General features: G+C 52.4%; 13 protein-coding genes and 1 tRNA gene. 4 read left to right on the top strand and 10 right to left on the bottom strand.

Features of this window, described 5'->3' with window-relative positions; genetic code table 11:
- The first annotated feature begins 238 nt into the window (after window positions 1–238).
- From A7Q03_RS02110 to A7Q03_RS02100, 3 genes are all read left to right on the top strand, one after another.
- The gene (locus tag A7Q03_RS02110; protein ID WP_067439019.1) at window positions 239–541 is read left to right on the top strand and encodes an integration host factor subunit alpha; all 303 of its coding nucleotides are present in this window, start codon (window positions 239–241) and stop codon (window positions 539–541) included.
- Window positions 525–869: a hypothetical protein gene (locus tag A7Q03_RS02105; protein ID WP_067439022.1), complete on the top strand. Its 345-nt coding sequence runs from the start codon at window positions 525–527 to the stop codon at window positions 867–869. The genes A7Q03_RS02110 and A7Q03_RS02105 overlap by 17 nt, the downstream gene beginning before the upstream one ends.
- A 19-nt stretch (window positions 870–888) precedes the next feature.
- A tRNA-Pro gene (locus A7Q03_RS02100) sits at window positions 889–965 on the top strand.
- Window positions 966–1774: 809 nt separating this feature from the next.
- Here A7Q03_RS02100 and A7Q03_RS02095 read toward each other — a convergent pair.
- The 9 genes from A7Q03_RS02095 to A7Q03_RS02060 all read right to left on the bottom strand — a co-directional run bounded on the left by A7Q03_RS02095 (window position 1775) and on the right by A7Q03_RS02060 (window position 9657).
- The gene (locus A7Q03_RS02095; protein WP_067446898.1) at window positions 1775–2551 is read right to left on the bottom strand and encodes a ferredoxin--NADP reductase; all 777 of its coding nucleotides are present in this window, start codon (window positions 2549–2551) and stop codon (window positions 1775–1777) included.
- Between the two features lie 203 nt (window positions 2552–2754).
- Window positions 2755–2940, bottom strand: a complete 186-nt coding sequence (locus tag A7Q03_RS10705; protein WP_255361282.1) for a hypothetical protein — start codon at window positions 2938–2940, stop codon at window positions 2755–2757.
- Window positions 2855–3325: a thermonuclease family protein gene (locus A7Q03_RS02090; RefSeq protein ID WP_255361787.1), complete on the bottom strand. Its 471-nt coding sequence runs from the start codon at window positions 3323–3325 to the stop codon at window positions 2855–2857. Before A7Q03_RS02090 ends, A7Q03_RS10705 begins: the two co-directional genes overlap by 86 nt.
- An 82-nt stretch (window positions 3326–3407) precedes the next feature.
- Complete coding sequence (gene rdgB / locus A7Q03_RS02085) at window positions 3408–4001, bottom strand: RdgB/HAM1 family non-canonical purine NTP pyrophosphatase (RefSeq protein ID WP_067446896.1); 594 nt, start codon at window positions 3999–4001, stop codon at window positions 3408–3410.
- Window positions 3998–4267, bottom strand: coding sequence for an NGO_0222 family membrane protein (locus A7Q03_RS02080; protein ID WP_067446894.1), 270 nt, complete (start codon window positions 4265–4267; stop codon window positions 3998–4000). The genes rdgB and A7Q03_RS02080 overlap by 4 nt, the downstream gene beginning before the upstream one ends.
- A gap of 242 nt (window positions 4268–4509) precedes the next feature.
- Window positions 4510–5208: a LemA family protein gene (locus A7Q03_RS02075; RefSeq protein WP_082880648.1), complete on the bottom strand. Its 699-nt coding sequence runs from the start codon at window positions 5206–5208 to the stop codon at window positions 4510–4512.
- A 255-nt stretch (window positions 5209–5463) separates the two neighbouring features.
- Complete coding sequence (gene bamC, locus A7Q03_RS02070; RefSeq protein WP_067446892.1) at window positions 5464–6591, bottom strand: outer membrane protein assembly factor BamC; 1128 nt, start codon at window positions 6589–6591, stop codon at window positions 5464–5466.
- A 42-nt stretch (window positions 6592–6633) separates the two neighbouring features.
- A complete protein-coding gene (dapA, locus tag A7Q03_RS02065; protein ID WP_067446890.1) occupies window positions 6634–7509 on the bottom strand; it encodes a 4-hydroxy-tetrahydrodipicolinate synthase in 876 nt (291 codons plus the stop codon).
- A gap of 417 nt (window positions 7510–7926) precedes the next feature.
- Window positions 7927–9657 (bottom strand): ABC transporter ATP-binding protein/permease, encoded by a 1731-nt coding sequence (locus A7Q03_RS02060; protein ID WP_067446888.1) that lies wholly within the window; start codon window positions 9655–9657, stop codon window positions 7927–7929.
- 175 nt (window positions 9658–9832) lie between these two features.
- On the opposite strand from A7Q03_RS02060, the gene A7Q03_RS02055 reads away from it, so the two are divergent.
- A complete protein-coding gene (locus tag A7Q03_RS02055) occupies window positions 9833–10078 on the top strand; it encodes a CsbD family protein (protein ID WP_049258466.1) in 246 nt (81 codons plus the stop codon).
- 99 nt (window positions 10079–10177) lie between these two features.
- Here the strand turns inward: A7Q03_RS02055 and A7Q03_RS02050 are convergent, their stop codons facing one another.
- On the bottom strand, window positions 10178–12403 hold the full coding sequence (locus tag A7Q03_RS02050; RefSeq protein ID WP_067446886.1) for a TonB-dependent siderophore receptor: 2226 nt from the start codon (window positions 12401–12403) through the stop codon (window positions 10178–10180).
- Between the last annotated feature and the right edge of the window lie 83 nt (window positions 12404–12486).

The following is a 12486-nucleotide window of genomic DNA, read 5'->3' as shown; positions in this document are numbered from 1 at the left end:
CTGCGTTAGCTCGCATTGTAGAAAAATGAGCTTTGGCCATATCAAAGCACAGCCATTTTTCAGGTAGCCTTTTTGGAACAGCTGCCAGTGAAATCCACTGTTTATAGGCATAATGAACAAATTGCCACATAATCTGTCGTCTCATTTCACAGATTTTTCCGCATGTAGCAGCATTCACTTGATTTCTAAAAAGTAATTAGCGATAATTCTCAACTTAGTAACTTTAGAGGTAAACTCAATGACACTCACTAAAGCAGAATTGGCCAATATTCTGGTAGAAAAAGTCAGCAATATTAGCAAGAGCGATGCAAAAGAAATCGTTGAACTCTTCTTCGAAGAGATCCGCGCCACTTTAGAACGCGGTGAGGAAATCAAAATTTCCGGCTTCGGCAACTTCCAACTGCGTGACAAACCGCAACGCCCTGGCCGCAATCCCAAAACCGGCAAAGAAGTTCCGATTACCGCTCGCCGAGTGGTAACCTTCCACGCCAGCCAAAAACTCAAAGGCATGGTGGAACACCACTATGGTAAACAAAACTGAACGCGCCTTACCGCCCATTCCGGTTAAACGCTACTTCAGCCTGGAAGAATTGTGCTATCTAGCCGATATCCAGCCCGAACAATTCTTCCAATGGCAGCAAGATAACGGCGTAGTGATCGGCCATGGCGGCAACCAATACACCCGGCAAGATGTGGTGAAGATCCGTAAATTAAGCGGCAGTTTCCCCACCTACATCGACCGTTTCAATCTAAACGGCCACGACAGCCTAAATCGCCCCGCTGCCACTGCTGAAGAAGTTTGGCAGGATTTGCAGGTAATTTTAGAAAAAATCGAAGCAGTCCTTGCCAAGCCGCAAAAAACAGCTTAGAATCGTTTTTTTCGGAAGTCGGAGTGTGGCGCAGTCTGGTAGCGCACTTGCATGGGGTGCAAGGGGTCGAAGGTTCGAATCCTTTCACTCCGACCAAAAAGCCAAAGGCTTAACTAAAAATAGTTAAGCCTTTTCTTATATATTTATCATACAACGTTGCATCTTCCCATATGCCTGAGCAGCTTAAGCTTATACTCGCCAACTCACATCACAAAGTATGTGAATCCGCTACGAAGGCCGCCTGAAAGCAAAGCTTAAACAAAATAAAAACAAGTAAAACAAGTCCCGCTAAATTTCTCAAGTTCTCCCCTTCTATGTCTGATAAAACATGAAGACTCCAGTCGACGTCTACTAACACTGCCACACCGATTCCCACACCAAACTGCCCTCTTGGCTAGACAGTAATAACGAAGAATTACATTATGCTGTAGGTGTCTACAATTTCTACCTATCCGCGAGCTACCTGTCATTTAATCGAAAACTTTCTTGTTCACTAGCTGGACAACCCTGATCATGAAACTGCATCTTGGGTGCAGTTTTCATTCAAGCAATATATCCCACCCTACACCAATTCTGCTATTTGCTCTACTTTACTGCACTTGCTCGACAGCGTACCGACAAGCAACCTGTTCTACTACGACATCACCGCCAACCTGATTACATGCGGTGAATCCATCGTGCTGCCTTTACTGGTACGGGATGAATCGATAACCATATTGCTGATACACTGGAAAACAGCACTGATTCTGTATTTGCCAAAAGCAGACAGCAGCTGATAGAGAGCCCATTTCTCACACAAGGCAGCAATCCATCCGTCCTCAAAGGCTACCGGAAATTTTAGCTTCGCAGAAACTTCGCCTCGCTGCGTTTCCAGGTAGCCTTTTCTTCACTAAAATACTCAAACTTTATTGGTCTACAAACGCGCGCTCAATCAGATAATCGCCGCGCTGCCCCATTTTGGGCGACACAGTTAAGCCAAAGCTGTTGAGCACATCACTGGTGTCTTTGAGCATGGCCGGGCTGCCACACAGCATAGCACGGTCGTCTTGTGGGTTAATCGGTGGCAGGCCGATATCTTCGAACAGTTTGCCGCTCCGCATCAAATCGGTGAGACGACCTTGATGTTGAAATTCCTCACGAGAAACAATTGGGTAGTAAATCAGTTTCTCACGAATCATTTCACCCAGGTATTCGTGATTAGGCAGCTCTTGGGTGAAGCGATCGTAGTAGGCGAGGTCTTTTTTATAGCGCACACCGTGCACGAGAATCACTTTTTCAAACTGCTCATACACTTCCAGATCTTTGGTGATGCTTAAAAACGGGGCAATACCAGTGCCGGTTGAGAGCAAATAGAGATGTTTACCGGGATTTAAATCACCACAAATCAGGGTGCCGGTGGGCTTTTTGCTGATGAGCACTTCGTCGCCAACTTTGAGGTGCTGCAGGCGGCTGGTGAGCGGGCCATCTGGCACTTTAATGCTGAAAAATTCGAGATGCTCTTCCCAGTTGGCGGAAGCCACGCTGTAGGCACGCATCAGAGGTTTGCCGTCCACCAGCAGGCCGACCATGACGAATTGGCCGTTTTCAAAGCGCAGGCTGTCGTCGCGGGTGCAGGTGAAGGTGAAATAGGCGTCAGTCCAGTGGTGTACGGACAGGACTTTTTGTGTGTTGAAGGCTGCCATATTGTCTTTCTGAATAAAGTTAACCCGCACGGCGGCGGAAAAATCTGTAAATTATAGCATTGTGTTGGCAGGGATAGGTGGTTTTATTGCGAACGATTTTGATTAAGCAGATGCCTGGTTTTGGCAAAGCTTATTCCATCCGTTTTTACTTTGTTGCAACCTCGTTTTAGCTTCGTTGAGGCTCACATTTTCAGGTGGCCTTTTCAATGCCAATACTGTTGTGGCTGCCGATGACGAAACTGCCACGGTGCCTGTGGAGAAGCTTGCCGCCACAGACCGAACCGCTGGTTTTTGGCTTGCACCTCAGCTTCCGCATAAGCGGCATATTCGGCCTCGCTCTGCCATTCGCGGGCGTAGCGGCGATAGTGCCAGGCGCAGCCGTCGGCCACCTGCTGTCGGTTGATATCCTGGCCATTTAGGCGGATTTGTGCGCACTTTGCGGCCGTAGCGGTCGGTATCCACGATTTCGGCCTGTACTTGTCGATGCAGCACTTGTTCGGCCAAACGGTCGCGGCAGGCTTTGCCCTGGGCTTGCTCCAATTCCGGCGCATCGATGCCGGCAAGGCGGAGTTTATGCCGTTGACCGGAGCGGTGGTCTTGCAGATGTAGCGTATCACCGTCCCACGCACGAACCACTTCGCCGCTAATGATGTTGTTCCTAGCAGGTTCGGCACTGGCGGGCAAGGTAGAACAGGCGGCCAGCAGCATAGCGTAGCCGGCCATGCCGATTTTGACGAAACCTGCTGCATTAGTTTTAGCTCCGCAAAAACTCACTGCGTTTGTTTTGGCAAAATTTACTATGTTTATTTTCAGGTAGCCTTTGACCTGCAGAATGGGTAACGGGTGTTTCATGCTGTTAAAATCCGGCACGGATTTTTTCTGCCAGTTGCCGCAAAGCTTGAGCACGGTGGCTAAGTTGGTTTTTGGTGTCTGGTGCAAGCTGGGCGGCAGTTTGCTGCAAATCGGGTAGGTAGAAATGTGGATCGTAGCCAAAGCCGTTGCTCCCGGCGGCCTGTTCCTGCCATTGCCCGTGCCACACACCTTCTGCAATCAGCGGCTGAGGGTCATCGGCGTGGCGCACTAAAACCAGCACGCAAACGTAATACACGGCGCGGTTGGCCTGCGCAGCCAAGTCAGCACTCAGTTTGGCGTTGTTAGCAGCATCAGAACGCAGCTCCTCTCCGGCATAGCGTGCGGAGAGCACGCCCGGTGCGCCGTTTAGGGCAGGCGCGCAAATACCGCTGTCGTCAGCCAGTGCGGGCAAATCGCTATGTCGGCTGGCATGCCGTGCCTTTACCAGCGCGTTTTCCACAAAACTAACATGCGGTTCCGGGCATTCGGGCACGGCAAAATCCGACTGGGGACATACCTGCCAGCCGAGTTTGACAAACAGAGTGTTGAATTCACGCAATTTTCCGGCGTTGGTACTGGCTAATACTAATTTTTTCACGTTACCTCCTTACCTGTCGGTTGAGCTTCATTTTCTACCTGCTGTGAAACAGCCTGCTGCATCTGTTGGGCGACCAGCTGTTTTTCGCGTAAAAACTTGGCCAACGAAGCCATCTGCCCGGCCATGCACAGGAAGGCGGCCAGGAAACAGGCTACAGCTGCGGCGGTGTATTTCAAAATAAATAACACATTGCCCGCGAGCAGCAACAGGATAAATAGTATCGTGAACAGCGCGGTAAGTTTCAGGTAGCGTCTGGTTTTATTCATGGCAATATGCGTTAGAGCAAGAAAGGTTAAATTTAGGATTAATTTGATTTCAATAGATCATTTGAATCCGAATGAGACGGAAATGGCGAATTCTGAATTCACTTCCGTTAAAGGATGCGCTTTCAGGCAACCTTTCGGCAAATAAAAATTAGCCGGATACTCCTTACCCTGTTCCGGCTTTGTAACAGCCTATGTTTTCGGGTAGCCGGGAAGGCTACCTGAAAACATAAACGGCCAATCTTTTATTGTGGCGAACCGTTTGGCTGCCCGGTATCCTGCGATTCCTCATTTTGTGCTATTACATCCTGCGTGGTATCTACTACATTAGGTTTGTCGCCATATTGCTGTTTTAGCTGCGATACACCTTCTTTGGCTGCCCGTGTTGCGTGTTCGGATGCCGATTTAACCGCCTGTGCGCTGCTGCCAATAATTTTTTGCAAGCATTCGGTATCGTCGCGGGCAAAACTCTGTGCCTGTGCATCAAATTTTTCATCATCGCTGTTGAAATATTCCACCGTGCCAAACGACAGCTTCTGCGCCACCAACACGGCGGGGAAGGAGTTGCGGTAGCTGTTGAAACGGCGCACGCGGTTGTTGTAGCTTTCACGACGCTCGAGAATTTCATTTTCCAAGCGCTCCAGCTGCCCCATCAGCTTTTGATAGGTGGCATTAGCTTTCAGTTGCGGAAACGATTGCGCCATAGCCATCATATGTTGGGTATTGTTAGCCTGAGCTACTTTAAGTTGCGTGATTTGCTCGTGTTCCAAATAGCCGGATGCAATTTCGATAATCTGCCCACTGAGCTGCTGGCGTTTTTTCAAACCAGCCTGCAAATTGGAAAACCCTTCGCGAATGCTCTGCATACTGCTTTGCAAGGTGTTGTAAACCTTAACCAGCCAACTGATGGCAACGGCAACAATAATTAGCAAGAACAAAAGCATGTGCAACTCCTGAATGATGGTCGAAAATAAGGAAACAAATGCGGCGTATTGTAACAGTTCTCTATTTGTTTTTGTTTGCCATAAAGGCTTTCCAAGCTGCCTGGCGAGCGGGATAAGGCTACCTGAAAACTATCGGCATAGTTGGATTAAGGAAAAACAGCCTCTTGGATACAACAAACTTTCAGGTAGCCTTGAATACAGACAATACAGAAGTAGCCTTTAATCTGCATTAAAGGCTACTTTCTCATTGTGCCATCAGCGCAGTTCGTTATACAGGCGGCCCAGCCAAGTTTGTGCATCCGCGCCTTGGTAGGGGCTGCCGTCTTTGTTGGATAACACCAATTGGCTGCTGTTATTGCCTTGCGGCTGCACAGCCACCACAAATTCAGGCTGTGCCTGCGGTTCGGCAGGTTTGCTGCTGCGGCCGAATAGGCGGCTGAAGAAGCCGGGTTTCTCGGTGCGCACGGCTTTCCCTTCGGCAGGAGCCACCTGAACCAAATAGGCTTGGCGTTGGGTGTTTTGGGCAGTAACGCTCAGGCCGATGCGGTCGAGCGCAAGGCCGACACGACGCCAATTGCGGGCTTGATTACCGCGCAAAATCAGGCGGCCTTTTTCCAGGCTGGCCAAATCGCCGTTGCGCGGGGCGGCAGCCTGCCGCTGTTTCAGCGCTTGCTCAATTTGTTGTTCGTCGGCACCTAAATACTGCATGAAGCGGCCGAGCAGCGTAGCTTCTAAAGCGGTATCGCGCTGTGAAGGCTGCCACATGGTGGTGTTTTTGTTGTGGTCGGCGTAGGTTTCCTTCATACCGCGGTGGGTGAAGAATACATCGGTACCGCCTTTGCTGTTGCGCTCGAGGCGGATGGTGAATTTGTCGCGCTCGCCGGTGGAATATACACCGCCCAAGCCGACGCGTTCAAACAGGCGGCGCAGGCCGTCTTGCGGCAGTTTGGCGCGATTTTCTGCCCAATCGGTTTCCATCAGGCCGATACCCGGCTCTTCACGGGCAATCACGAAGCCCTGCTCTTGCCAGAAAGCGTGCAAGAGTGGCCACACTTCGGCTGGGTTTTTGTTGGCAATGTTCAGCCAACGCTCACCACCTTCTCGCTGCATGGTGATGTTTTTCACCTCAGCCAACACCGGCGAACCCGCTTTGTTGGCAGCAGCCTGCTGGCTACGGGCAACATCGCTGGCCCGCACTGAGCCGCCAGCGGGCAGGTTGTATATATTGCCTTGCGAAGGGTTGTCTAAATCGGGCGGCACTTCCAAGCTCACCACTTTGCGGTTTTCAGTTTGGTAGTCTAGCTTTGGCGTTTCGGTTTTAGTAGCGCAACCGGCCACCAGGCTGGCCATCAACAAGGCGGCGGGCAGTTTGAATACGTTCATGCAGCTATGTCCTTCAGGGTTGAAACTTGTAATTAAATCCAATTAAATCAGTTGCAGTTTTTGCAGTGCGGCGCTCACGCGCGCCTGGCCGGTTTCGCTCAGGCTTACCATCGGCAAGCGCACGGCACGGCCGCACAAGCCCAGTTTTTCCAGCGCCCATTTCGGCGCAGCAGGACTGGGCTCGCAAAACATTTCTTGATACAGCGGCACCAGTTTGGCGTTCAGCGCACGGGCTTCGGCCAGATTGCCAGCTAGCGAGGCACGGCACATATCGGAAAACAACTTGGGCGCCACGTTGCCGGCCACGGTAATCACACCGTGTGCGCCACACAGCATGGCTGCCATGCTGGTGGGGTCATCGCCAGAATAGATGGCAAAATCTTCGGGCACGCGGTTAATCAGATCCACCATGCGGCCAATGTCGCCACTGGCTTCTTTGATGCCGATGATGTTAGGGATTTCAGCCAAGCGCAGCACGGTGTCGTTATTCATGTTAACCACGGTGCGGCCAGGCACGTTGTACACAATCATCGGAATATCCGCCGCTTCGGCAATAGCAGCGAAGTGGCGGTAGATGCCTTCCTGCGGCGGTTTGTTGTAGTACGGCACCACAGAGAGCGTGGCATACGCGCCGGAGCCAACTGCCGCTCGGGACAGCTCGATGGCTTCGCTGGTGCTGTTCACACCGGTACCGGCAATCACCGGAATGCGGCCGTCGGCAAATCGGATAGCCGCCTCAATCACTTCAATCTTTTCCGGCACGCTGAGCGTGGTGCTCTCGCCGGTGGTACCAACAGCGACAATGGCATCAGTGCCGTTGGCAACGTGCCAATCAATCAGGTGTTGGAATTGTTCGTAGTGGACACTGCCATCTTCACGCATCGGAGTAATGATGGCGACAAGACTACCGGTTAGCATGGCTCAACCTTTATTTGGAGGGTGGTCGAAAACGGGACGATTGTAGCCTATTTTGCCGGCTTGTGCGAAATATTGCATAGATTAAAACTTGCTTGCCGGAATTGTCTCCCAAGTGCTAGCAATATGGATCTAGCAAACAGATTGAGTATGATAAATGAAGGCATTAACTGCTTTCAGGTAGCCTCCACTAGGCAGCCATCACTGAGAAAATTTGGGCAACCGACTATATTCTTGCTCTTAGTAAACCAGCAGCCATTCGCTGAAAGCTAGCCAGAAACAAGATTCCAACGCGGTTAAAACGAGCGTAATAGTGGAGTTCGCCAGACTTTAAAAGAAATCGGTAAAACCAAATATCGTTACAACAATGCCGAACCACGGCAATAGAAAGGCTACCTGAAATTTCAGGTAGCCTTTGTTTCAAGTGGTGCCCTCTGCCTCGCAACCCGCCATTTCCCCTTCCATAAATCCAGCCAAATCCACCCTTCGCTCAAACAGTTCCTGAATCCGTGCCTGATGGCTGATACCGATGCACAAGACATCCGGCAAGCATTGGCGCAGAGTGTGCATGAGTTCGGCGGCGGAAGTGTCGTCCAGCTGGTTGGTGGCTTCGTCCAGAAACAATACATCGGGGCGATGCAGCAAGGCGCGGGCAAGGCTGAGGCGCTGCTGTTCGCCACCAGAGAGGATATTGTGCCACTCGTGTTCGGCATCGGGATCGAGCGCGGCCAGACGCGGCAGGCCGGTTTGCTTCAATACTTGGGCGATGGCGGCATTATCAGGTGCGGCAGCGTATGGGTAGGCGAGCACGTTGCGCAGGCTGTCGTGCGGTAGGTAGGGGCGTTGCGGCAGAAACAGGCTGCGGCCTTGGATGGCGAAACGGCCTTGGTAATACGGCCACAGCCCAGCCAGCGTGCGCAGCAGGGTGGATTTGCCGATGCCGCTGCGGCCTTCGAGCAGCAGCCATTCGGGGGCACGGGCGGCGAGCGAGAGGCCATGCAGCAAGGTACGGCCGTCTGCGGTGTGGAGGGTAAGGCTGTCTGCTTTGAGTGTGGCGGTTTGGCCGGATTCGCCGTCGCTATCATGTGCGGGCTGCTTTTGCGGTATGTCGTCCAGCGTGTTCAGGGCTACCTGAAAACCGTCCAGACGTTCCACCACGGATGCCCATTCGATGATGCGTTTGTAGTAATCCATAAACCAGCCGAAGCCGTCCTGCACGTTGGAAAACGCGCTGCGTGCCTTCATCATGTCGCCGAAAGTGAGGGTATGTGCCAGATACATGGGCAGGGTGGCGATGATGGGAATAAACATGGATAGGCGCAGATAGGCGGCGGAAAAGGTTTCCAGGTGCAGTTCGCGGTCGATAAGCTCGCGCCAGTTGCGGCGGACGGCTTCAAAGCGGCGGTTCAGGCGGCGTTGTTCGGCAGCTTCGCCGCGATACAGGGCAATTTGCTCGGCATGGTCGCGCACGCGCAAGAGGGTGGCGCGGTAGTCGGCTTCGCGGTGCTGGCGTTCCACGTTGAGCGGCTGGAGCTTGCAGCCGATCAGATGAGTGAGCAGAGTGCAGGCTGCCGAATAGGCCAGCGCCACCCACACCAGATAGCCGTACACCGTGATGTTTTGCCCGAAGATTTTGAAGGTTTGCACACTGGATAGCTGCCACAAAATCACCACGAATGCGCCGAGTTTGGCGGCGTTCATGATGAAATATTTGAACAAATCGATGCTTTTTTCCGAGAGCAAGAAGATGTCTTCGGCAATGCGCTGGTCGGGGTTGTCCGGCCCGCCGCCGTGTTGCAGTTGCAGGCGGTAGTGGCGGCTGCGGCCGAGCCATTGCTGTTGGAACTGCTGTGTAAGGTGGCTGCGCCAGCGGAACAGCAGGATTTTGCGCAACCAGTTGCCGAAGGCGACCAAGGCGGTAACCAAGGTAATATACAGCAGATATTCGCCAGCCAACGCTGGCATGGCGGCGCTGTCGAAGGCGGCGAGCGCATCGTAAAATGTTTTGTTCCAATCAGTAATCAGCACGCTTACGCGCACAATGGCGAGCGAACAGCCGACCACGGCGGCCAAAAGCAGCCATTCGCGCCATTGGCTTTTGGCAAACCAAAACGGGGCGGCAAGACGGAGGAAACGACGGAGGGTTTTCACGGGCTATCTGAAAATGGGATATGGATAATATTGGGTAATGAAAAAGCCGCCTGCATATTTTCAGGCGGCAGGAAAGGCGGCCTGAAACGGTAAAGCAAGGTTAATCGGTTTTACTTGCGAAGCGGAAAAGGTTTATAGTCTCAACTCTTATAGCACGCAACCAAGGAGTATTTTTATGAGCAATTTCGACGATATCGTAGGCAAAGTGAAAAAAGAAGTGGGCGATGCCATCGGCAGCAGCAAACTGCAAGCCGAAGGCCTGATTCAAGAAGGCGTGGGCAAAGCTAAAGAAGCCATTGCCGATGTGGAAAAACAAGCGGCCGATGTGCTGGAAAAAGGCAAAAAATCCGCTGAAGAGCTGATGAGCGAAGCCAAAGGCAAAGCCGAAGGCCTGATCAACGACATCAAAAGCAAGTTCTAACTGAGCAAACGGCACGGCAAACCGCCCTGCCCCACGCCGCCGAATAGAGGCTACCTGAAAATTTTCAGGTAGCCTTTTCTCTTTGCCCGCACGGCGGGATTACAGCTTCCAATCGAATTTCAGCATGATGTTGCGCGGTTCGATCAGATAGTTGTTGATGCCGTTCTGCCGGGTTTTCTGGTTTTCATACACGCGCCGGTCGGTCAGGTTGCTGCCAATCAGGCTGAGCTTCATGTTGTCGTTGAAGCTGTATTGCACATTGGCGTTAAACAGCGCATAACCGCCCTGCTTCACATTGGCCAGGCTGGAGGTTTCGCTTTGTGCCGTTACGCCGCCGCCAATCGTCCATTTGTTTGCCGCACCGGGCAGGCGGTAGCTGGTGTAGAGGCGGAACATATGGCGCGGCGTGTGCTTGCTGAAATTGGTACCCGCAGGAATCGCACCGCGGTTCTCGGCATCCAAATATTTGCTGTTGTTAAGCGTGTAGCCTGCAAACAGCTGCCAATCGTCCGTCAGCTTGCCGGAAATTTCCATATCCACGCCGCGGCTGCGCACACGGCCTACCGGCTCGTTATACCAGCGTGACATGATATTGTCGTACACCTGCACGCTGCGGTTTTTCTGCTCGATATCGAACAAGGCCACGGAAGCATTCAGCTTACCTTCATACCATTCGCCCTTCCAACCAATTTCGTAGTTACTGCCCAATACCGGCGGTAGATAACGCTCATAGCGGTCTTTGCTGCTGTTGGGCTTGAAGATGCTGGTGTAGCTGGCGTATACGCTGTGATGCGGCGTGATGTCGTAAGTGATTCCGAAATACGGAATAAAACGATGGTGGTTGCGCTCGGTAACACTATCCGGGTCATTATCGATCGCGCCGCTGGTGTAATGATAGTCCACCACAGACTTGGTGGTCATATTGGTGTAGCGCGTGCCGGCCAAAATGTGCAGCTTTTCGGTGGGGTTGAAGCGCGTGCCGGCCATTAAGGAATAACTGCGCTCGGTATTATCGTAGTCCCACAACATCCACGGTGTGCCGGCATACCAATCCGGCTCGGCCACTTCGTTACCCCGGAAAGAAGACGGGTCGTAAGACTGAAGATGGCGGAACTGGCGGCGTTCGCCACCACCGCTTTTGTGGTTATAGGTATAGCCGAAGAACACATCGTGTTCCTGCTCCAACAGGCGATATTTGCCGTTCAGATTGGTTTTGATGGTGAACTGCTTTTCGTTGCGGTCATATCGGCCAAGCCAGCCGGAAGGCAGAACGCCGCCGGTTGTCCAGCCCGCATAGGAAGTACTGCCGCTGTAAATGCCGCCGTTACGTTTCAAAGAATGGTTGTTGTTGTAATTGAGCGTGCCGGTCAGTTTCCAATCATTGGGAAAATAGTGCTCCAATTCAGCAAACAGATTGATTTTACGGGCTCTGTTGCGGCTCCAATCATAGCTGAGGAAAGTGTCGCGCGGCAGACCGGAATCGCTGCCGTTCACGCCCATTGGAATACCCCAGTCATCGGGCGTGGATATTTTGCGCTGATACAGCCCGCCCCAAGTGAGCTTGGTATTCTCACCTAACTGTGCATCCATCACGCTGTATAAGGTGAATGTGTTCCCTGCCGCACTGTCTTTGAAACTGCCGTCTCTACTTGCCACACCTACCACGCGCCCGCGCAGGGTTTGCGCTTTGTTCAGCGGTCCGGAAACATCAATCGTGGTACGGGCGGTGCCGAAGCGGTTAAACAAAACATCGCCTTGTATTTGGCGCAAAGAGGTCGGGCGTTTACGCACGGCATTGACCGTGCCGCCCGGCTCGCCGTTGGCTTGGGTAAGCCCCGTGGCACCGCGTACCACTTCGATATGATCGTACACTGCCAAATCAGTAGCAGATTGTGCATCGTACATGGGGTTGGCTACTGCGCCGGGTACCACGCTGCTGATGCCGTCTTCCTCAATCTGGTCGATATAGAAACCGCGCGATTGGAAGCGCGCCGTACCGGTATCGCGGATAACGTTGACGCCCGTAGTGGTTTTCAGCGCATCTTCCATGCTGGTGATGCCTTGGTCACTCATCTGCCGTTTGGTAATCACGCTCACCGACTGCGGCGTTTCCTTGGGCGACAGCGAAAGCCCCGTGGTGGTGCGCATGGCGGAGGTGGTGTAGCTGTTTCGATTTTCGGTGCGGGTGCTGCGGTTGCGGGCAGTGATTTGGATGCTTTCCAATTCGGCGCTGCCGCCTTCATTTTCGGCAGCATTATCGGCCCATGCGGGCGCAATAGCGGCCAGCAGGGCGGCGATAAAGGTGGGTTTGAACGGGTGTTGCATGATTTCCTTTTGATAAAAAAAGTAAACATAGATAAATTTTCAAGGCGCGATTATAGTCTTTTACAACCTAATACAAATGAATT

It is taken from the genome of Eikenella sp. NML99-0057, from assembly GCF_001648535.1.
Taxonomy (GTDB): Bacteria; Pseudomonadota; Gammaproteobacteria; order Burkholderiales; family Neisseriaceae; genus Eikenella; species Eikenella exigua.
Note: the sequence above shows the minus strand (reverse complement) of the source record. Positions and strands in the feature narration are given on the sequence as shown.